Annotated in this window: 19 protein-coding genes; 6 read left to right on the top strand and 13 right to left on the bottom strand. The window is 30.7% G+C overall.

Going from position 1 to position 22,305, the window contains the following annotated elements; genetic code table 11:
- Nucleotides 1–33: 33 nt before the first annotated feature.
- The gene (locus BTO06_RS09135) at nt 34–987 is read left to right on the top strand and encodes an acetyl-CoA carboxylase carboxyltransferase subunit alpha (RefSeq protein ID WP_100925009.1); all 954 of its coding nucleotides are present in this window, start codon (nt 34–36) and stop codon (nt 985–987) included.
- Nucleotides 988–1,518: 531 nt separating this feature from the next.
- Here BTO06_RS09135 and BTO06_RS09130 read toward each other — a convergent pair.
- The 5 genes from BTO06_RS09130 to BTO06_RS09110 all read right to left on the bottom strand — a co-directional run bounded on the left by BTO06_RS09130 (nt 1,519) and on the right by BTO06_RS09110 (nt 6,974).
- Nucleotides 1,519–2,202: a response regulator gene (locus BTO06_RS09130; protein WP_100925008.1), complete on the bottom strand. Its 684-nt coding sequence runs from the start codon at nt 2,200–2,202 to the stop codon at nt 1,519–1,521.
- The gene (locus BTO06_RS09125) at nt 2,192–4,192 is read right to left on the bottom strand and encodes a tetratricopeptide repeat-containing sensor histidine kinase (RefSeq protein WP_100925007.1); all 2,001 of its coding nucleotides are present in this window, start codon (nt 4,190–4,192) and stop codon (nt 2,192–2,194) included. The genes BTO06_RS09130 and BTO06_RS09125 overlap by 11 nt, the downstream gene beginning before the upstream one ends.
- 76 nt (nt 4,193–4,268) lie before the next feature.
- Complete coding sequence (locus tag BTO06_RS09120) at nt 4,269–4,463, bottom strand: hypothetical protein (protein ID WP_100925006.1); 195 nt, start codon at nt 4,461–4,463, stop codon at nt 4,269–4,271.
- A gap of 1,412 nt (nt 4,464–5,875) precedes the next feature.
- Entirely contained in the window at nt 5,876–6,505 is a 630-nt protein-coding gene (locus BTO06_RS09115; RefSeq protein ID WP_100925005.1) for a 7-carboxy-7-deazaguanine synthase QueE, read from the bottom strand.
- Nucleotides 6,477–6,974, bottom strand: coding sequence for a RidA family protein (locus tag BTO06_RS09110; RefSeq protein ID WP_100925004.1), 498 nt, complete (start codon nt 6,972–6,974; stop codon nt 6,477–6,479). The genes BTO06_RS09115 and BTO06_RS09110 overlap by 29 nt, the downstream gene beginning before the upstream one ends.
- Before the next feature lie 110 nt (nt 6,975–7,084).
- Here BTO06_RS09110 and BTO06_RS09105 point away from each other — a divergent pair, with 110 nt between their 5' ends.
- The 3 genes from BTO06_RS09105 to BTO06_RS09095 all read left to right on the top strand — a co-directional run bounded on the left by BTO06_RS09105 (nt 7,085) and on the right by BTO06_RS09095 (nt 10,283).
- Nucleotides 7,085–8,608 carry a helicase HerA-like domain-containing protein gene (locus tag BTO06_RS09105; RefSeq protein WP_100925003.1) on the top strand — a complete coding sequence of 508 codons (1,524 nt, stop codon included), beginning with the start codon at nt 7,085–7,087 and terminating at the stop codon, nt 8,606–8,608.
- Nucleotides 8,609–8,651: 43 nt separating this feature from the next.
- Complete coding sequence (locus BTO06_RS09100) at nt 8,652–9,212, top strand: hypothetical protein (protein ID WP_100925002.1); 561 nt, start codon at nt 8,652–8,654, stop codon at nt 9,210–9,212.
- A 90-nt stretch (nt 9,213–9,302) separates the two neighbouring features.
- A complete protein-coding gene (locus BTO06_RS09095; protein WP_100925001.1) occupies nt 9,303–10,283 on the top strand; it encodes a PLP-dependent cysteine synthase family protein in 981 nt (326 codons plus the stop codon).
- Nucleotides 10,284–10,750: 467 nt separating this feature from the next.
- Here the strand turns inward: BTO06_RS09095 and lipA are convergent, their stop codons facing one another.
- From lipA to BTO06_RS09060, 7 genes are all read right to left on the bottom strand, one after another.
- Nucleotides 10,751–11,650 carry a lipoyl synthase gene (lipA, locus tag BTO06_RS09090; RefSeq protein ID WP_232731435.1) on the bottom strand — a complete coding sequence of 300 codons (900 nt, stop codon included), beginning with the start codon at nt 11,648–11,650 and terminating at the stop codon, nt 10,751–10,753.
- Between the two features lie 44 nt (nt 11,651–11,694).
- Nucleotides 11,695–12,150: a hypothetical protein gene (locus tag BTO06_RS09085; protein WP_157811791.1), complete on the bottom strand. Its 456-nt coding sequence runs from the start codon at nt 12,148–12,150 to the stop codon at nt 11,695–11,697.
- 132 nt (nt 12,151–12,282) lie between these two features.
- Nucleotides 12,283–13,497 (bottom strand): Nramp family divalent metal transporter, encoded by a 1,215-nt coding sequence (locus tag BTO06_RS09080; protein WP_100924999.1) that lies wholly within the window; start codon nt 13,495–13,497, stop codon nt 12,283–12,285.
- Nucleotides 13,494–14,000, bottom strand: coding sequence for an RNA polymerase sigma factor (locus BTO06_RS09075; protein ID WP_100924998.1), 507 nt, complete (start codon nt 13,998–14,000; stop codon nt 13,494–13,496). Before BTO06_RS09075 ends, BTO06_RS09080 begins: the two co-directional genes overlap by 4 nt.
- Nucleotides 14,001–14,063: 63 nt before the next feature.
- The gene (locus tag BTO06_RS09070) at nt 14,064–14,267 is read right to left on the bottom strand and encodes a membrane or secreted protein (RefSeq protein WP_100924997.1); all 204 of its coding nucleotides are present in this window, start codon (nt 14,265–14,267) and stop codon (nt 14,064–14,066) included.
- Between the two features lie 1,040 nt (nt 14,268–15,307).
- Nucleotides 15,308–16,318: a UDP-N-acetylmuramate dehydrogenase gene (murB, locus tag BTO06_RS09065; protein WP_100924996.1), complete on the bottom strand. Its 1,011-nt coding sequence runs from the start codon at nt 16,316–16,318 to the stop codon at nt 15,308–15,310.
- Nucleotide 16,319: 1 nt separating this feature from the next.
- Nucleotides 16,320–17,510: a pyridoxal phosphate-dependent aminotransferase gene (locus tag BTO06_RS09060; RefSeq protein WP_100926760.1), complete on the bottom strand. Its 1,191-nt coding sequence runs from the start codon at nt 17,508–17,510 to the stop codon at nt 16,320–16,322.
- Between the two features lie 170 nt (nt 17,511–17,680).
- On the opposite strand from BTO06_RS09060, the gene BTO06_RS09055 reads away from it, so the two are divergent.
- Complete coding sequence (locus BTO06_RS09055) at nt 17,681–19,018, top strand: retropepsin-like aspartic protease (RefSeq protein ID WP_100924995.1); 1,338 nt, start codon at nt 17,681–17,683, stop codon at nt 19,016–19,018.
- Between the two features lie 54 nt (nt 19,019–19,072).
- On the opposite strand, the gene BTO06_RS09050 is transcribed toward BTO06_RS09055, so the two are convergent.
- On the bottom strand, nt 19,073–19,459 hold the full coding sequence (locus tag BTO06_RS09050; protein ID WP_100924994.1) for a DUF1573 domain-containing protein: 387 nt from the start codon (nt 19,457–19,459) through the stop codon (nt 19,073–19,075).
- A 198-nt stretch (nt 19,460–19,657) separates the two neighbouring features.
- Here BTO06_RS09050 and BTO06_RS09045 point away from each other — a divergent pair, with 198 nt between their 5' ends.
- Nucleotides 19,658–22,294, top strand: coding sequence for a valine--tRNA ligase (locus BTO06_RS09045; protein ID WP_100924993.1), 2,637 nt, complete (start codon nt 19,658–19,660; stop codon nt 22,292–22,294).
- Nucleotides 22,295–22,305 lie beyond the last annotated feature (11 nt).

The following is a 22,305-nucleotide window of genomic DNA, read 5'->3' as shown; positions in this document are numbered from 1 at the left end:
CTTTACAAACAATTCGGAAATCAAACTTATAAAATGGAATATTTAGATTTTGAAATGCCAATTAAAGAGCTAGAAGATCAGTTGGCAAAATGTCATGATATCGGAAAAGAAAGTGAGATAGATGTTACTGAAACGTGCAAGAAAATCGAAAAAAAATTAGAAAAGGCTAGGAAAGATATTTACAAGAACTTAACTCCATGGCAGCGTGTACAATTATCACGTCACCCTAACAGACCATATACATTGGATTATATCAATGCTATTTGTGGTGATACATTCATGGAATTACATGGTGATAGAAGTGTTAAGGATGACAAAGCAATGATTGGTGGTCTTGGAAAAATCGGAGATCAGTCTTTCATGTTTATTGGACAACAGAAAGGGTACAATACCAAAACTCGTCAATATCGTAACTTCGGAATGGCGAATCCGGAAGGATACCGTAAAGCATTGCGCTTAATGAAAATGGCGGAGAAATTTGGAATACCTGTAGTAACTTTATTAGATACTCCAGGTGCTTATCCAGGTTTAGAAGCTGAAGAAAGAGGACAAGGTGAAGCGATTGCTCGTAACATTTTTGAAATGACGCGTTTAAAAACTCCAATCATTACAATTGTAATTGGAGAAGGAGCTTCTGGTGGAGCTTTAGGAATTGGAGTAGGAGATAGAGTTTACATGATGGAAAATACTTGGTATACTGTTATTTCTCCTGAGTCTTGTTCTTCTATTTTATGGCGTAGTTGGGAATTTAAAGAGCAAGCAGCTGAGGCTTTAAAATTAACTGGAGATGACATGAAGAAATTGAAGTTAATCGACGGTATTATAGAAGAACCAGCGGGCGGTGCACATACGAACAGAGAAGGAGCTTTTGAAGCGGTAAAATCTCAAATTGTAAAGGCTTTTGAAGAGTTAAAAGATTTAGATGACGCTTCGTTAGTTTCAAAACGTATGGATAAATATGCAAATATGGGTGTTTACAAAGAGTAGATATCAATTTAGATAAAATAGAAAGCCTGCTATTTAGCAGGCTTTTTTTGTTCGGTTTTAATGTCCTGAAATTATAAGGTTTATAATTGATTTAGAAAAGAAAGATGATATTTGGGATCGTATACTTGTCAAAGATGTTGTTATCGCAGAAATTGAATTTGATTACGTCTTTCTATAGACGAAAAGTAAAATTCTAAAATTATTAAAGATGATGAGAGATGGAGAAGTTCGTTTTTATGCAAATATTTCATCAAAACCTACTGTAGGTGTGAATAGTGCATTTTCATGAGTTTATTGTTCATGTAAAAGAGAAATAGCACATTGTTTAAAATGAGAAACTGAAAAGAAAGCATCAAGATTCGATAAAAATAACAGGAAGATTATTCTGAAATACTTTCAGAATTGTGATGTGATTTCTGATATCCTTGAAAGTAAAGAATACAAGAGGTTAACACCAGTAAAAATCTTTGACTTATATGATGTGTAATGTTATGAATAGTAACAATTTACTTTGCTACAAAGGTAGTTTTATTAAATAAACCCTTTGTCTTTCGCAGTTAATATAAGTTCTCTATCATCTGTTGAATTGAGTGCAAATATTTTTCTTAACTGACGTTTTCGTTTTTCAATGGCTGGCATCGATAAGTGAACAATTTCCGGTAAGTCTTTCGTTTTGCTACCTACAGATATTTCATATAAAATTTTTCGATCGATATCATCCAAAAGTAAGTCACTCGAAACTTCATTTCTCAAAAGTTTCATAACTGTTTTACTATAATATGGCGGATCTTCTAATACTTCTTCAATGGCTTGTACTAATTCATTTGGTGTTAAGTCATTTTTAACCAAAAATCCTTCGGGATTTAAGTTTTTTAGAATACTATGAACTCTATAATTATCATTGAAAGTAGTTGAAACAATGATTTTAGTTTCAGGCAAAAGCTCATTAATTCTCAATCCTAAATCTTCTCCCGATAATAAAGTTCCATCTTTAGAAGGTGGTAATCTCATATCAAGAAAAACAATTTCTAAATGATCATTATTATTAGCGTAATCATTTAAAATTTCACAGGCAGAATCGCAATCTGTAGCGGTTAAAATATTAAAAGAAATAGCTTCATTTCTATTCTCAATAAATTTAAAAGCGCTTTTGTAAGCTTCTGCAATTAGCGGATGATCATCAATAAGTAAGGCATTGTACTTTTTATGCTGCATTTTTAGGGCTATAAGGGATTATAATTGTTAATGTAGTACCATGGTCAATTTTTGATGAAAAGTCCACAGAACCGCTTAATTTGTCAACTCTCGTTTTAATATTCTTTATTCCAATTCCTTTTTTGCCTTTTTTCGTGTCAAAACCAACGCCATCATCAATTATGGTAATGAATAATTTTTGATTTTTTAAACTAAGATCCAAAGATACATTTTTTGCTTGTGCATGTTTGATAATGTTTTGTAGCGATTCTTGAATAATTCGATATACGTTTGCTTTTGTAACTTCATCAATACTTTTCCATGATATATTTGTATCGTGAGAAAAACGGTGTTTAAAATTACCAATAACGCTTTTATCTTTCAATAATTGTTCGATAATTGTGGTAAAATTAACAGTTGCGTCATCAAAATTCTCACTTAATCGATGAGAAACTTCACGAATTTCTTTTTCAATATTTTGGAGTTCATCTAAGAATGTTTGATGTTGTTCTTGCGTATCTGGTTGCATTTGCATTCCCAAAAAACCTAAACTTACTCTAGTTCCAAACAGTTTTCCTAAGATGCCGTCATGTAATTCCGCAGAAATTCTGTTTCGTTCATTTACACGTTCTTCTTCTAGTTTGGCTTGTTGTTGAAGGGTAAGTACATAAACTTCTTCATTCGCTTTTTGTTGTTCTGCTTCTAATTGAAGTTTTTCGTTTTGTACTTTTTGAACACGTAAAAAGTATAATAATGTTGATATAAGTAAAATAGCTAAACTACCCGCAAAGATCCAAATTCGTTGCTGACTCAGTTGTTTGTTTTGTTCAATGTGTTCATCAGTTTCAAATTCAATACGAGTAAATTTATTTTGAGCTCTTCGTTCTTCGCTTATCAAGCTATCATTAAACTGAATGTAACGGTCTAAATACTTTTTGGATTTTTCTGGTTGAAGATCTGCAAGTTGTTGAAGAGAGGCAAGATAATCTCTTCCATTTTTAATTTTTTTTGCGAGTTGATTAGCTTTATTAGAATAATTGATAGCTGTTAAAGTATCTTTTAAGTAAAGATAATATTTCGAAATTCTTAAATAGCTCATTAATATTCCTGAGTTAATATTGAGGCTATCTCGTATTTTTAATGATTTAAACAAATCTTTTTTTAGTCCTATTGTATCATTAAGGTCTAATCTGCAATTTGCTCTATTATCTAGTAAAGTTGCATATATACGTTTGTTTAGCTTTTTGTTTTTAAGTTCTCGATTATAAGCTTTTAGAGCTTTTGTATATTCACCTTTTTCATAGTAGGCATTACCGATGTTATTATAATGTCCAAAATAACTCTCTTTATTTGTTTTTTCATAAGTACTTATTGATTTGTTAAAATATTTCAAAGCGCGATCATATTCATAAATATCGAGTTGTAGAAGGCCTAAATAGTTATAAGCTTTGGTAAGAGAGTTGTTGTCGTTTAGTTCCTTAAATAACTTAATGGACTCAATTAATAAGATTTCACTACCTGTATAGTCTCTAAAAAAACCTTTTATTTGAGCCATACCATATAAAATCCTTGCAGCTTCTCGTTTACTATTTGTATTTTTAAAGGCCTTTAATGCTTTGTTGAAATAAACAAAGGCTTTATCACGAATTTTACCGTTTATATAAAATGTTGCCATATTCCAATTAGAGTCTCCTAGAGCATATTGATCATTTAATTTTGTTGCAGATTTTATGGCTTCATTATTTATTTTTAAGAAATTAAGAGTGTCTTGTAGAACATAAAATTCATAAGCAATAGAACTAAGATGAATAGGTTTTTTTATGTAATAACTTTTATAATGATTGTAAGCATCTAATAGGATTTTTCTTCTCTGAGATTTTGTGATATCTCTATTTCTTGCTTTTTTGATGAGTATTTTAATAGTATCATTATCTTGAAAGTATGTGAATTCTGAGCCAAATAATTTTGAACTAGAAAATAGAAGAAAAAAATAAAAAAGATATTTATACATTAAATGGAATTGAGTAAACAAAATTAAAAAAAAACCTCCAACATAATGTTAGAGGTTATGTAGAAGGAGTATTTTGTTATCCTTTTCCTCCTTTTCCACCATTATCATTTTCATTTGTACCATTTCCTCCGGTATCAAAAGCGTTGATATTATCAGGGTTAGTGATTTCTGTGTTTTGTGTAGTATCAGTAACTAGATCTTCGGTGTTGTCGGTACAACCGATTGTGAATACTAATACGAACGTTAACAATAACAATTTTAAATTTCTCATAACTTTAATTTTTAATATTTGACAATAGTTTTCCTAGCCGTGTAAAACAGCTTATTAGTTGATCGAATGCAATTTTCGATTGTGTAGCGCCAGAAAAATCTGGGCAATAATCATCCAGCCCGAGTAAATCAGGTGGTTTGTAGAATTGAATTGACGTGAAATCAATCCGTGAAGACTTTGAACTACCAAGGCCTATTGAGCTAAGGCTTCAGGAAATTCTACATTGTCGTTAAATAGGAAGCGTTTGTTTGCAATTTTTTGGTAACGCTAGCTGATTTTTTAATTAAATTATTTCAGAATTGTATTCTGTACAATTTAGTTTTAGTGATCGCAAGGTTCCATTGAGTAAACGTCCTTTTTCATTAAGAATTAGCAATATTGATGTTTTCATAACTTTTCATTTTCTATATACAATATACGAAATATTAAGGATATTTCAAAGAATTTAATCAACTTTCGTATGTGTTTTTCAAATAAAAAAGACACCTATTTCTAGATGCCTTTGTTCTTTATTAATTGAAATTTGATATTACTCATTTTCAATAAATTTTAGATTACAAAAAACATCTTTATTTATTCGTACTCCAAAGTGAACACCTCTATTTGAGCATCCTTTTAAACTTTTAGATAAATAAATTAATTTCATAATACTTATTGTTTTACATCTTACTTAATAGTAACTATTTATTGTTAAATAATCACAGAACAAATATATATCGTTTTTTCCATTTTACCAAAAAATTTAACATTTAAATAATTGATAATCAGATTTTTACGTTGTTATTAGGTAATGGTTTTCCTGTCCAGAAAAATTCTAGATAATTGGTTTCGTTGTAAGCTTTGTGGCTCAGTGAATTATGCAATAAACCTGTCAAATTGCTATATGTTGATTAATTTTCTATTCATTTATTTAATTCATAAAAAAAGCGTTCAAGTTAATTTGAACGCCCTATATATTTATTGATTTTATTCTTAAATCATTGTAATAATATCTCTGATAACGTTCTCTTTTTAGAAAAACCTTTTAAAGTTTCCCTAAAATCTACCGGAGTTAATCCTCCATTTGTTATACTATGGATGTTTAAATTTATCATTGCATTGCAAATATAAGAAATTTATTAATAATGTTAAATAGTGTTAAAAAATTAACAATATATGAAATTTAGAAAAAGTATGGTTTTCCCATACCAAAAGTATGGGAAAACCATACCTCTGTCTTTTAGACTAGAAATATCTTTGTACTTGTTACAAAAAGCCTTGAACATATATAAGGTCGGGTATAAAAAGTTTTATATCATAGTCGTCGGGGAAAATCTATGAGAAAAAGAAAACAAAAGCGTATCCTTTTTACTTCAACCAAAGTAAAAACAGATCGAACAAAAGACGCCCTTTATGGGCGTTTTGCTTTTTTATTAAGGTATATTTAAATACTTATGTGTTTGAAGTGATATTTTCCATTTAGGATTATTCATTACATAATCAATAATAAAAGGAATCATTTTATCGCGTTTACTCCATTCAGGTTGCAAGTATAACAAACATTTATCATTCACTTTAGCAGCTTGTTCTTCAGCAAATTCAAAATCATGTTTATTATGTATAATCATCTTTAATTCGTCAGCCTCTTGATAAGCTCTTTGAAGAGGTAATTTTGTTTTCTTAGGAGATAAGCAAAACCAATCCCAAACTCCAGAAAATTTATAAGCTCCAGACGTTTCAATATGAGTTTTTATATTTTGCTGCTGTAATTTTTCAGTAATATAATCCAAACTCCACATTAAAGGTTCACCACCAGTTACTACAACAGTTTCTGCATATTTTTTAGCATTGTTAACAATAAGATCAGTTTCTGTTGGAGGATGTAAATTAGCATCCCAGCTTTCTTTGACATCACACCAATGACAACCAACATCGCACCCACCAATTCTTATAAAATAAGCTGCCGTTCCTGTATGCGCTCCTTCACCCTGTATAGTGTAGAATTCTTCCATTAAAGGAAGCATTTTTCCTTGTTTAATTAACTCTTGCTTCTTTGAATCCATCTGCTTTTACCGCTATTACATCAATTTCGATTTTCGCTCCTACGAGTAAACCGGCTGCAAATGTAGTTCTTGCAGGCTTATTATTAGGAAAATATTCACGGAAAATTTTATTAAATTCTGCGAAATCATCGGTTGTTGATAAAATTACAGTGCATTTTACAACATGGTCAAGGTCAGAACCATGTAATTCTAGAACTTCCTTTATATTTTCTATGGTTTGACGAGTTTCTGCAGTTATACCACCTTTAGGTAATTTACCTGTAATGGGATTAATACCAACCTGCCCAGCTAAATATAAAGTATTGCCTACTTCAACAGCATCAGAAAAAGGAGCATTTTTTTTACGCTTTAATTTTGAAGAATGAAAAATTAAATCCTTCTCTTCTTTTTTTATTTTCTGCTGATCAGTATTTGTACAAGACGATAAGAATAGGATTGCAACTAAACTTAGAATTTGAAACAATTTCATGTAACTTATGTATTGGTCTTCAACAAATTTAGCGAAAACATCAATAAGCGACTTTAAAATTAATTTTGAAATGCTGATATTAATAGTATTTTTATCAAAAATAACATAAGATGAGTCAGACGGAGGCGTTTTATAATTATATCACCGAAGGTTACAAAAGTCAAGGGGATTTCATTACTCTAGGAGCTGGAATGTTAGGAGAAGAAACTGTAACCAATGCATTGGTAAATATTCCATTGAAGACATTAAATAGACATGGTTTAATCGCGGGTGCAACGGGAACAGGAAAAACCAAAACTTTACAGATTCTTGCAGAGAACATGTCAGAAAAGGGAATTCCGGTTTTATTAATGGATGTGAAAGGCGATTTAAGTGGATTGGGACAACCAAGTTCTGGTCATCCAAAAATTAATGAACGACACGAAAAAATTGGTATTTCGTTTGATGCCAAAAAATTTCCAATTGAGATTTTATCAATTTCAGAACAAGATGGTGTTAGATTAAGAGCGACTGTTTCTGAATTTGGACCTGTTTTATTGTCTAGAATTTTAGATTTAACCGAAACACAATCGGGAATTGTAGCGATTATTTTTAAATATTGTGATGATAATCATTTACCATTGCTCGATTTAAAAGATTTTAAAAAGATGCTGCAATTCATTACGGCAGAAGGGAAAAAAGAAATTTCTGCTGAATATGGAAGAATTTCATCATCTAGTACAGGAGCAATTCTTAGGAAAATTGTTGAATTAGAGCAGCAGGGCGGTGAGTTGTTTTTTGGAGAAAAGTCTTTTGAAGTAGATGATTTAACTCGTGTTGATGAAAATGGGAGAGGAGTAATATCAGTATTACGATTAACAGATATTCAAGATAAACCTAAATTATTCTCAACATTTATGCTACAACTTTTAGCTGAGGTGTATGAAACTTTTCCTGAACAAGGTGATAGCGGAAGACCTGAGTTAATTATATTTATAGATGAAGCTCATTTGGTTTTCGATGAAGCATCAAAAGCGTTACTAAGTCAGATAGAAAGTATTGTGAAGTTAATACGTTCTAAAGGAATTGGATTATATTTTGTTACACAAAACCCGAAAGATGTGCCAGAAGATGTTTTAGCTCAGCTAGGAATGAAAGTACAACATGCTTTACGTGCTTTTACCGCTAAAGATAGAAAGGCATTAAAATTAGCAGCAGAAAATTATCCAGATTCAGAATTTTACAATACCAGTGAAGTACTGACAAAATTAGGGATAGGTGAAGCTTTTGTAACTGCTTTAAATGAAAAAGGAATTCCCACTCCATTGGTAAGAACAATGTTAAGAGCTCCAATGAGTAGAATGGATATCCTTACTGAAAAGGAAATTCAAGAAGTACTGAATAATTCTAATATCATAAAAAAGTATAATAACGAGATTGATAGAGAGAGTGCTTATGAATTATTAGGAGAAAAAATTGAACGTATTAACAAGGAAAAGTCAGATGAAGATCGTCGAAAAGAAGAAGAAAAAATTAGAAAAAAGAGAAGTTCTGGATATTCAAGAAGAAGCAGTCGACAAAATCCTGTCGTAAAAGTATTAACAAGTGCAACTTTCATAAGAGCTGTTTTTGGTATTTTAAAGAAGGTATTATAAACTAAATAGTAAAAAGAAACTTTATATTTTGAAATTAAACTATATGAAAAAATTAACTAAAATTATATCAATACTTTATCTTTCATTTTTGTTCATTCAATGTGGTAATGATAATTTTTCAGTTGCTAAAGGTAAAGTTGGAGAATTAACGACAAAAACTACAGTTCAAGAACTGGAGAAAATTTTTGCTAAAGATTCTTTAGTTAAAATATTAAGTGAAGGAGCAAAGGGAAATAATTATTTCCAAGATGATGATGTTTATAAGGTATATGAAAAAGGAGGTAAGCTATTACTGAAAATTATACCTAAAGAACAATTAGATTCTAGCTCAGTTATAAAAAGCGTTGAAATTTTTGATGAGAGATTTAAAACTGAAAATGGATTAAATATTAATTCAACATTCAACGAAGTGGATGCCAATAATGCAATTAGTAAAATAGAACCGTCTTTTTCGTCGGTTACAGTTTTTATTGATGATTTGAATGCGACTTTAGCAATCGATAAAGAAGGATTAGGATTAAGTGATTTCAACATGAAAAAAGTCAGTAAAGAACAAATTCCTGATCTAGCCAAGATGAAATCCTTTACCATTTGGTTCAATTAAAAAAATAAAATCCGCACTAGCGGATTTTTTTATGCCCCTAACTCAAAACAAAATTCCAAACTTATATATTTGCACAACAAATCAAAGAAAATGAATTACGCAAAGAATATTCTTGAAACTATCGGTAATACACCGTTAGTGCAGGTAAATAAATTAGCAGAAGAGTTGCCATGTTTAGTTTTAGCTAAGTATGAAACTTTTAATCCAGGAAATTCTGTAAAAGATAGAATGGCGCTAAAAATGATTGAGGATGCTGAAGTCGATGGGAGATTAAAACCAGGAGGAACTATTATTGAAGGAACCTCAGGAAATACAGGAATGGGATTAGCTTTGGCGGCAATTGTAAAAGGTTACAAATGTGTTTTTGTAATGGCAGATAAGCAGAGTAAAGAGAAAATAGATATTCTTAAGGCAGTAGGAGCAGAGGTTGTTGTTTGTCCTACAAATGTTGAGCCAGACGATCCTAGAAGTTATTATTCGGTTTCTAAAAGATTAGCAGAAGAAACAGAAAATGCATGGTACGTAAATCAGTATGATAATCCGAGTAATGCAAAAGGCCATTACGAAAGTACAGGTCCAGAAATTTGGGAGCAAACCGAGGGTAAAATTACTCATTTTGTTGTTGGAGTTGGAACAGGAGGAACAATTTCAGGAGTTGGAAAGTATTTAAAAGAAAAAAATCCAAATGTAAAAGTTTGGGGAATTGATACCTATGGATCTGTCTTCAAAAAATATCACGAAACTGGAATTTTTGATGAGAATGAAATTTATCCATATGTAACAGAAGGTATAGGTGAGGATATTTTACCAAAAAATGTTGATTTTAGTATTATTGATGGATTTACAAAAGTAACAGATAAAGACGCTGCTGTTTATACTCAATTATTAGCAAAGAAAGAGGGAATGTTTCTTGGTAATTCAGCGGGAGCAGCAATGAAAGGACTCTTACAGTTAAAAGAACATTTCAATGAAGATGATGTTGTTGTTGTTTTATTCCACGATCACGGAAGCCGCTATGTGGGAAAAATGTTCAACGACGATTGGATGAAAAAAATGGGTTACTTAGAATAGATTAGAATCCATGTTCCAACTATTTTGTGGAAGTCCAGAGAGTTTAATTGGGATACTATTTGTTTTGTTGATATTTACTCTTCCAGTAGTTATACTTGTAATTATTGCAAATATTATTTTAAAAACAACTGAATTTTATAGAAAGCAAATAACCAACAGTTTTAGAAGAGTATTTTATTTTATTTCTTTATTTTTTTTAGCTCTTTTAATTTGTGGAATCTTCACAATCAGACTTTAATTAAAAAAATAACATAAAACCAAAAAGCCACCTAAATAAGGTGGCTTTTCGTTAATCAACTAATTCAAATAATTTACACAATGAAAACAATAATTATTGTTAACAATTGCTTGATCTCAATTTACATGCCAAAATTAATAATAAAAGCAATATAAACTGATTTTTATTTGATAATTTACACTTTTTTAACTTTTGAAGTTGTCTTTGTTAAGAAATTAATAATAGAATGTTAGCTTGCATGCTTATGAGCTTTGTAAGAAGATCTTACTAAAGCACCGCTTTCTACATACATGAATCCCATTTCTTTACCAAGAGTTTCATACTTTTTAAATTGATCTGGTGTAATAAATTCTTTTACTGGTAAATGTTTTTTTGTTGGTTGTAAATATTGACCAATGGTAATAATGTCTAAGCCAACTTTTCTCAAATCTTTCATAGTTTGAATTACTTCATCTTCTGTTTCACCTAAACCAAGCATAATACCAGATTTAGTTCTCATCCCATTATCTTTTAAGTATTTTAAAACACCTAAACTTCTATCATATTTCGCTTGAATTCGTACCTCTCGAGTAAGTCTTTTTACAGTTTCCATATTATGAGAAACTACTTCTGGATGTACTTCTATAATTCTATCGATAAGTTTTGTGCTTCCTTGAAAATCTGGAATTAGAGTTTCTAAAGTTGTATTAGGATTTGCTCTACGAATAGCTTCTACTGTTTCTGCCCAGATTATAGAGCCCCCATCTTTAAGGTCATCCCTATCTACTGAAGTAATTACAGCATGTTTAATTTTCATTATTTTAATCGAACGAGCGACCTTTTCAGGTTCATCCCATTCAACTGTTTCAGGTCTTCCAGTTTTAACACCGCAAAATCCACAGGAGCGAGTACAAATATTACCCAAAATCATGAACGTAGCAGTACCCTCTCCCCAACATTCTCCCATGTTAGGACAACTACCACTGGTACAAATTGTATTTAACTTGTACTTATCTACTAAACCACGAAGTTCTGTATATTTTTTACCAACAGGTAATTTAACACGCAGCCATTTAGGTTTTTTAACTCTTTCGGTGCTCGCGCCTTTTATAATTTTAGTTTCTGTAGGAATTAGAATCTTTTCTGACATTCACTATTAATTTGAAAAGACAAATTTACGAAGAATGTTTTATTTTATTGCATGATTCCTAATTCTGTGGCTTTATCAATTGCAAGTTGTAATATAGCGTCGTCACCTTTAATAGATGCAACAACTCTCCCGATTTTTTCAAGATCCTCTTTGCTAGCACTCCAAAATGTAACTCCTGTTACCTCAACTTTCATTTCTACGTTATCAATTAAGTTGTTGTCGCAAAGTTTAAAAGCACCATAAATGATACCAAGCCAAGAAGGTCCACCACCATGATATCCACTAGCTTGTAAATCTTTAGCTAAAGAATTTTCTTGATAAACGTCATGATAATCGTATCTAAATTTTCCAGCTTCTTGTTGAAGTTTTCCTTGAAACTTAACCGAAGTGTCTGAAATAGCGGTTTGAATTTTCTCAACTTGCGAGAACGAATTTTGGAAAGAAAAAAGTGTAAAAGAAAATACACATACCAACCTTAAGAAAAATCTTTGTGTTTGCATTAGTAATATTGGGATTTTATTATACTCCGTGGTATGCACCAAAAAGCGTGCTAATTTAATTTTTTTTCTTCTTTTTTTTGCTTTTTTCCAATAATATTTGTCTAAGTTTTGATAGATTGTTTTTTGTGTTTGTTAAATGGTTAAGTACCAAATGCTAAAACCAATTAAGAAGAGTATACCTGCGAAGCTTAAGTATTTAATTATTGGTTTAGGATGATGTTCTTTAGGAGTGAATTTACTTGTTATTAGTTTATAATTTAGAATCGCGTAAATGGGAGCTGTTAAAAATGAAAATATGGTAGCAACCTTAACTAGCATTAACATACTGTTCAATAAAAGTATTAAAATGGTTAGAGTACCGCTGATTAAAATAATACTCCAAAACCAATAATTTAGTTTTTTAGTTTCAAATAATAGTTGATAGGCTTTTTCCATAGCTCTTGGTGAAGCGTCAAGTGTTGTGATTGTTGTGCTAAACATGGTTGTAAATGCCGCAACTGCAATTAAAGGTTTTGCAAAATTGCCTAAATTTTCTGTATATAGATTTATTAATTGAATGGCGAATTGACCTCCATTAGTAGCAAATTTTTCATTTGTTGAAAACATTACCGTTGCTCCAAGTATAATGAAGCATAAACCTAAAAACATCGTTCCAAAATAACCTATATTGAAATCAAAAATTGATTTTTTGACACTTACTTTTTCTGCAGTATTTTTTTGTTTTTCTATTGACCATAGCGAATGCCAAATTGATATATCTAGAGGAGCCGGCATCCAACCTAAAAATGCAATTAGAAAGCTTATCCCAACTGCGTTTTTTGGTAAAATTTGCTCAAAAGGTAAAGTCATTTCGTTTTTACCAATAGCAATCGATACAGCGAGGATTGTACTTATGGTAAGAAAAAGGATAATATATTTCATAAGTTTATCCAAAAACTGATATTTTCCCAAGGATAAAATCATAAAACTAATGAATAAGATGATTGTTGACCAGTAAACTAAATCATTTGTTATACCAAAAAGTTGAGCTGCTAAACTTGCCGTTACAATAGTGACCGCCGCTTGGATAGTAAACATAGTTGCTAAGTTCACAATAAAGTATAGTGCTAGGTATCCTTTACCAAGTTTTTTATATCCATCAAGTAAGGTTTCTCCTGTTACAGAAGCATATTTTGGTCCGAATTTAAAAAAGGGATATTTAAAAAAATGAACTAAAATTAAAGCCCAAACCAAACCTAATCCATATTCCGCACCAGCTCTAGTTGACTGTACTAAATGAGAAACTCCAATTGCAGCGCCAGCAAATAACAATCCTGGTCCTAAAGAGATAAAAATATTTTTTTTCATGATTTGTTTTTCTCAATAATCTCAGCAAGTAGTTTTTTAGCTCTTAATAATTTAACTTTAATATTATTCATTGGTTCGTCAAGTTGTTCAGAAATTTCCTTGTAACTCAATTCTTGAAAGAACCTCAAATTAATTACTTCCTGATATTTTGGTTTTAATTGTTTAATATCTCGGAGTAATTTAGCTAAATTTTGTTCAGTAATAATTTCATCTTCTGGGGAAGGTGAATCATCTATTACTTTATGAGCCTCATCGTCAACTTTAGAGGATTTGAGAATGAATGAAGGTTTCTTCTTTCTAAGTATATCTTGATGTATATTTTTAGAAATTGCAATTAGCCATGTACTAAATTGATAATCTTCATTAAATGTATGTAGCTTATTAAAAGCCTTTGCAAATGTTTGAATAGTGATGTCTTCAGCATCATTTTCATTAGCAACTTTTTTCAGTTGATAACCATATACAATAGACCAGTAGGCATCTAAAAGAAAGTTGAAAGACATTTGGTGACCTTCTTTAGCCTTTTTAATATTGTGTAAAGTTTTGTCTTTTATTTGGATGATCTTTTATTTATGTTGAGGTTCTGAACATGTATCAAATTGATCTGGGGTTTTACCGCAAAATCCACATGCATCACCTGATTTATTTAACATTGGATTTTGACTTGCGCATGTTCCAGCAAATTCACCATCTTTTTTTGCCCAAATTTTAATTGCTATCCCTGCAAAAGCTAAAGCTAATAAACCTACTGTTAATAAAACTAATTTCATGAATACATATTTAATGGTGCAAAGATAATGAAACTAATTTTTTTAAATGTGTGACTTTTAATTATTCATTTTACATAAATATTCAGTCAGGTTATGAAATTTATAAAATGAAATTATTCATAGTATTCTTCAACATCATGCAAAAAATATTTTTCAGAGCACTCTATAGAATCCAAGTGAAGTAACAAATAAATTGAAAAATAGCTTTGTTCGGATAGCTTTATCAGTAAATTAACTAGTCTTTGCAAGAAGTGCGTAAGCCCAAACCATTAGCTGTAAAACAATTTTTAATAAACCTTAGGAGCTACACATTATTATCATTTGAATCATATATTTGACGAAAGGATTTAAAGAATCGACCTTTTTAGATTCATTAATGGAAATTGTTCTTACAGTACATTATGAAATACTTCTTAATGAAAAGTGAAGATGCTTTTTCATTCGTGTAGTAGATTATTTTCTCTTACATTAAAATATCGTATCAGAAACAAATTTATAAGTCTAACATACTATCTTTTTTAATCACTATTTAATTTACTCCGCAATGGTTATCTGATTATAATTAAGATCATAACAATATTCAAAAGAATGTAGATTTTAGTTTTAGTCATCAAAATGAAGTTGAGGTCAATATTAAGAATCACGAGGAAAGAATTTATGTATTCGATTTTTATTGTAGTTCTTAATCATACTTATATAGTATCAGAAAAAACATAACGCTTTATTAAAGGAAGCATTGTTATCATAAAAAATATCTAACGATTATCTCATACATTTAAAGTCTAACATAAAATTAGTTTCTATTTAAAGGGAATTCGCTATTAAAAAAGATAAAATCTAGTAAATGGAGTGTTAATTACAGGTCATAAAGAGAAGCCGAATGTAATCGTTAGAAATTTCAATTTCGTTGATTAAAATTTGCAGAATCTAAAGTTGCAAATGCTTATTTTCTGTAGATGTAAAATAAAAGTTTATAATCGAACTGTTGAACTCGAAGTTCATCGCTTATTTCTTTATTTTGCCTTAATGAAAAAAGAAGATTAACGGATAATATTAACTTCAATTTCTAAACCAATTTTAAAATTCTCTTTAACAGTATTTTGTATGTGTTGAGCAAGTTGATAAATTTCTTCACCATTGGCATTGCCATAATTTACCAGAACAAGTGCTTGTTTCTCATGAACACCATATTCACCGAAACGTTTACCTTTAAACCCCGATTGTTCTATGAGCCAACCTGCAGGAATCTTTACTTCACTATCAGATACTGGATAACTTGGAAGAGTTGGGTATTTACTCTTAAGTTCATGAAAAAGCTCAATAGAAATTATTGGATTTTTAAAGAAACTTCCACTATTTCCAATTTCATTTGGGTCGGGAAGTTTCGACTGTCTTATTGCAATGACAGCATCTGAGATATCTTTAAGTGAAGGGTTTTGAATATTTCTTTTACTCAATTCTTTCTCGATAGCTCCGTAAGAAGTATTCAGTTTATGTTTTGATTTAGATAATTGAAATCCTACAGATGTAATTATATATTTTCCTTTGGCATCATTTTTAAAAACCGAGTTTCTGTAGCCAAAAGCACAATCTTCATTCGAAAATGATACTAGTTTATTCGTTTCAATTTCAATAGCTTCAACTTTAGTGATAGTATCTTTAACTTCGACACCATAAGCTCCAATATTTTGAATAGGACAAGTACCTACATTTCCAGGAATTAAAGATAAGTTCTCAATTCCTCCGTATCCTTGTTCAATAGACCATAATACAAATTCGTGCCAATTTTCTCCTGCGTTAACAGTTAAATAAACAAAATTGTCATCTTCTTTGTCAATTGAAATTCCTTTGATGTTTAAATGAACAACTAACTTTTCTATATTTTTTGTTAGCAGCATATTACTTCCTCCAGATAAAAGGAATAAATCCTTTTCATCTTTTAAAAGTTGTTGCAATTTGTATACTGAATCTACAGAAATAAAACGCTTGGCATTTACATTAACGCCAAACGTATTATATTTCTTTAATGATATATTTTCCTGAATATTCAATTTATTGGTTGTATTGCTCTAAAGCTAATTTCAAAATTTCAACCGAACGTTTTAAATCTTTTTCGTTTAAAACGTACGCAATACGAACTTGATTTTTTCCTTCTCCTTTCGTAGAATAAAATCCACTTGCGGGAGCAACCATAACAGTTTCATTGTTGTCATGGAATTTTTCTAAAATCCATTGTGCAAAATCATCAGAATCTTCTACTGGTAATTCAGCAACGCAATAAAATGCACCTTTTGGATTAGCTACTTTTACACCGCTTATTTTTTTTAATTCGGAGATTAATGTATTTCTTCTCTCAACATATTCCCCAATTACATCATCAAAATAACTTTGTGGAGTATCTAAAGCAGCTTCACTAGCTAATAAAGCATAGGTCGGTGGACTTAAACGTGCTTGAGCAAATTTAATGGCAGTTTGAATGAATTCTTTGTTTTTAGAAACAATACATCCAATTCTAGCACCACACATACTGTATCGCTTAGAAACAGAATCAATCATAATTGCATTTTGCTCTAAACCTTCTTCCTTCATTACAGAATGATGTTCTTCACCGTCATAGGCAAATTCACGATAAACTTCGTCAGCAATTAAGAATAAGTCGTGTTTTAAAACAATTTGTTTTAATTTTTCAATTTCTTCTTTGCTATATAAATATCCTGTTGGATTTCCTGGGTTACAAATTAATATAGCTTTCGTTTTAGGTGTAATTAATTTTTCGAAATCTTCAATTTTAGGTAATGCAAAGTTGTCATCTATTGAAGAAATAACAGGTACAACTTTTACACCTGAAGCAATTGAAAACCCATTATAATTCGCATAAAACGGTTCAGGTATTATGATTTCATCTTCTGGATCAGTAATACTTCCTATAGTAAATAATAATGCTTCAGAACCACCTGTGGTAGCGATAATATCATGAGCCGTTACATTGATATTGTTTTTTGCATAGTAGTTCGAAAGTTTTTCTCTGTAAACTTCAGATCCTTCAGAACGAGCATAAGACAATACTTCAATGTTATTGTTCTTAACTGCGTCTAGAGCAACTTGAGGTGTTTTTATATCAGGTTGTCCTATATTTAAGTGAAAAACTTTAACTCCATTTTTCTTTGCATTTTCTGCGAAAGGAACCAATTTACGTATTGGTGATTGAGGCATTAAATTACCTTTTTTTGAAATTGCAGGCATTCCTTTGTTTTTTTGTTTGTTTAGTTCGCAAATTTCCGAAATTATATTCATTTGAGATTAGTTTTACTCACAAAAACTAACCTAACATTTAAAGAAATGGTTAAAACTATCTTAAAAAAAAGTGAGTTCTACAATAAGGTTGTATATTGTTTAAGTGTAAAAAACAGAATTTGAGAAAATCATTACTATCACTATTTTTTATTCTTGTTATTTTTAAGAGTCAATCACAGTCGAAGTTTCAGTTTTATGGAAGTAAAGATATAAAGCAAAAAGTGAAATTCACGCTGATTAATAATCTCATTATTATTCCTTTAAAAATTAATGACAAAGAGCTAAATTTTATTCTAGACACAGGAGTAAACAAAACTATTCTTTTCAACCTAAGTAAAAATGATAGTTTAGGTCTTAATGATGTTGAAAAAATTCAATTAAAAGGATTAGGAAGCGGAGATCCTGTAGATGCATTACTTTCCCGAAATAATAGATTTAGAATTAATGATTTAGTTAACCCGAATGAAGACCTCTATGTAATTTTACGAGATAATTTCAATATATCTGCGAAAATGGGCATGACAATTCATGGTATTATTGGATTTGACCTATTGAAGAATGTAATTGTTAAGATAGATTATGCAAACAGATATTTAACCTTTTATAACCCGAAAAAATATGATCTAAAAAAGTGTCGTAGGTGTGAAGAATTTAGGTTAGAGTTTTACAGAAATAAACCTTATATCAATACTTACGCTCAGTTAGATACTTTAGGGAATAGAAAAATTCCAACAAAGCTATTAATAGATTCTGGTGGGAGTGATGCATTGTGGTTTTTTGAAGGAACTCATAACGATATTCTAACACCTAAAAAGTATTTTAGAGATATTTTAGGTGAAGGTTTAAGTGGAACGATTTATGGAAATAGAAGTAAAATACCTTCTTTTAAATTGGGAAGATTTAAAATTGAAAATCCAACTGTATCTTTTCTTGATACGACTTCAACGGCAAATGCAAGGCAGTTTAGGCTAAGAAATGGAAGTATTGGAGGAAATATTTTAAAAAGATTTAAAGTTTGGCTTGACTATGGAGGAAGACGTGTGATTTTTAAAAAGAGTGGTTCGTTAAAAAGAGGGTTTTATTACAATATGAGTGGCTTATCAGTTATTTATGATGGACAGGAGCTAGTGAAAGAAAAACAAAATTCAATCTCAATGGACGGTTTAGGAAGTGGTGAGGTTTCTGATAATAAAACCATTTCATTTGTTACTAGTTATTTTTATCGATTTAAACCAGCTTATAAAGTCAGTAATGTTTTAGAAGGTTCTCCTGCATATCTTGTTGGATTAGAAAAAGATGATGTAATAAAAAGGATTAATGGGAATCCCGCTTATACGTATACCTTAAGCCAAATAAATGGTTTGTTCCAAGAAAGGCCAGAAAAAAGAATTACTTTAGAGATAGAACGGGCAGGGCAGAGGTATAAATACAGATTTAGATTGAAGAAGAGAATTTAAGATAAAAAAAAAGAGCTGTTAAGCTCTTTTTTATTTTTCGAGAAGTGATATATATTAAGACTTTCCTTTAGCGTCTGCACCTTTCGTAATAAATCCTTTAATCTTTAACATTTTTCTTTCTTGCTTGGCATTCGAGTAAATTGTGATCGCTTTAGAAAAACCACCTAACCTCTTAGTATCATAAGAAACTTCAATTTGTCCTTTCTCTCCTGGCATAATTGGCTTTTCTGGCTTACTAGGTACTGTACAACCGCAAGTTGATTTAATTTCGCTTATAATTAATGGAGCATCTCCTACGTTTGTAAACTCAAAAACTCTTTTTCCTTCTGATCCTTGAGTAATTTTTCCATAATTAATTAACTCACTTTTAAACTTAAATTCCTGTGCGTTTACCGCTAAAGTTACAAAGCAAATTACGATGAATGATAAAATTGTTTTCATAATTCTGATAATTGTTTTAGGGATTTCCTCTAATATTACAAATCTAATATAAATTTTTAGTTATAAAAAATCAACTACTAATTTTATCACATCATAGATAGTTGTATTTTTGTCCATCATTATTCAAAAATGATGCCATACTCAATATTGTTGAATACGGCTAAACTTAGTAAATAATTAAAATTTTAAGTACACCAAATGGGTATTCCATCGAAATACAATGCAAACGAAGTAGAAAGCAAATGGTACGAATATTGGATGAAAAACAACTATTTTCATTCAGAAGTAGATGAAAGAGAACCTTATACGATTGTAATTCCACCACCAAATGTCACAGGTGTTTTACACATGGGACATATGTTGAATAATACAATACAGGATGTCTTAATCCGTAGAGCTCGTTTACTCGGTAAAAACGCTTGTTGGGTACCAGGTACTGACCACGCGTCGATTGCAACTGAAGCAAAGGTAGTGGCAAAATTAAAGGAAGAAGGAATAAATAAGAATGACCTTACAAGAGAAGAATTCTTAAAACATGCTTTTGATTGGAAAGATAAGTACGGGGGAATTATTTTAGAACAGCTTAAGAAATTAGGTGCTTCTTGTGATTGGGAGCGTACAAAGTTTACAATGGATGATGATATGAGTGAAGCGGTTATTAAAGTTTTTGTTGATTTATACAACAAAGGTTTAATTTATCGTGGATACAGGATGGTAAATTGGGATCCTGAAGCTAAAACAACTCTTTCTGACGAAGAAGTTATTTATGAAGAGCGTCAAGGTAATTTATACTACTTACAATATGATATCGTTGGATCTGATGAGAAAGTAACAATTGCAACTACTCGTCCAGAAACTATTTTAGGCGATACAGCGATTTGTATTAACCCAAAGGATGAGAGATATACTCATTTAAAAGGAAAGAAAGCCATTGTTCCTTTATGTAATCGTGAAATTCCTATTATTGAAGACGACTATGTAGATCTAGAGTTTGGTACGGGATGTTTAAAAGTAACTCCTGCTCACGATGAAAATGATAAGGTTTTAGGAGATAAGCATGCATTAGAAGTAATTGATATTTTTAATGAAGATGCTTCTTTAAATTCGTTCGGTTTACATTATCAAGGCAAAGACCGTTTTGTAGTTCGTAAAGAAATTTCGAAGGAGTTAGAAGAAAAAGGATACTTAGTTAAAAATGAGCAACATACAAACAAAGTTGGGACTTCTGAGAGAACAAAAGCTGTCATCGAACCAAGATTATCAGACCAATGGTTTTTAAAAATGGAAGATTTAGCAAAACCAGCTTTAGAATCTGTTTTTGGAGAAGGTAGAGATGTTAAGTTGTATCCTCGAAAATTCGAAAATACCTATCGTCACTGGATGGAAAATATCCGCGATTGGAATATTTCTCGTCAATTATGGTGGGGACAACAAATTCCTGCATTTTACTATGGTGATGGTAAAGAAGACTTTGTGGTTGCAGAGACGAAAGAAGAAGCTGTAAAGTTAGCTTGGAAAAAAACTAATGATTATGAAATTACAGCTGAAGATTTAAAACAAGATCCTGATGTTTTAGATACTTGGTTTTCTTCTTGGTTATGGCCAATGTCTGTATTTGATGGGATAAGAAACCCTGAAAACAAAGAAATTAAATATTATTATCCAACAAATGATCTAGTTACCGGTCCAGATATTTTATTTTTCTGGGTGGCTCGTATGATTATTGCTGGCTATGAATACAAAGATGCACGTCCGTTTGAGAATGTTTATTTAACAGGATTAGTTCGTGATAAGCAACGTCGTAAAATGAGTAAACAATTAGGGAACTCGCCTGATGCATTAAAATTAATTGAAGAGTTTGGTGCTGATGGTGTTCGCGTTGGATTATTATTAAGTTCAGCTGCAGGTAATGATTTGTTATTCGATGAAGCTTTATGTCAGCAAGGAAAAGGATTAAGTAATAAAATTTGGAGTGCGTTTTATTTAACTACACTTTGGGAGGTTTCAGAAGATATAGAACAACCAAAGCATAGTAAATTAGCAATTGATTGGTATAAAGCTAAATTCCAGAAAGCGTTAGAAAGTATCGAAGATAACTATAGTAAGTATAGGTTGAGTGATTCTTTAATGACAATGTATAAATTGATTATTAATGATTTTTGTGGTTGGTTATTAGAAATAATAAAGCCAGCTTATCAACAGCCAATAGATAAGAAAACATATGACGAGGTTATTGCAATTTTTGAAGATAACTTAAGAATATTACATCCATTCATGCCATTTATTACAGAAGAGATTTGGCATTCTATTTCTGATAGGTCGGTAGAGGAGGCACTAATCGTTGCTAAGTATCCTGAATTAACAAAATATGACGATAAGTTAATTTCAGATTTTGATTTTGCGACTGAAGTTGTTTCAGGTATTAGAACAATTCGTAAAGACAAAAATATTGCTTTTAAAGAAAGTATCGAATTGTCAGTTATAAATAACGAGTCTGTTACAACAGAATATGATGAAGTAATCAAGAAGTTAGTAAACGCTTCTGAGATTTCTTATGTTGAGGAGAAAATTGATGGAGCTTCATTTAGAGTAAAATCAAATGAATATTTTATTCCTATTTCAGTTGATAGTATTGATGTAGAAGAAGAAATAAAGAAAATTACAGAAGAGTTAAACTATACAGAAGGATTCTTAAAATCAGTTCAAAAGAAATTAGCTAATGAGCGTTTTGTAAATAATGCACCAGATCAAGTTGTAGCCAATGAACGTAAAAAAGAAGCTGATGCGGTAGCTAAAATTGAAACATTAAAGGCAAGCTTGGCCAACTTAAAATAAGTTAGTAGTTT

Source organism: Tenacibaculum sp. SZ-18 (assembly GCF_002813915.1).
Lineage (GTDB): Bacteria > Bacteroidota > Bacteroidia > Flavobacteriales > Flavobacteriaceae > Polaribacter.
The sequence above is the reverse complement of the archived record's forward strand: the minus strand, read 5'-3'. Positions and strand labels throughout refer to the sequence as shown.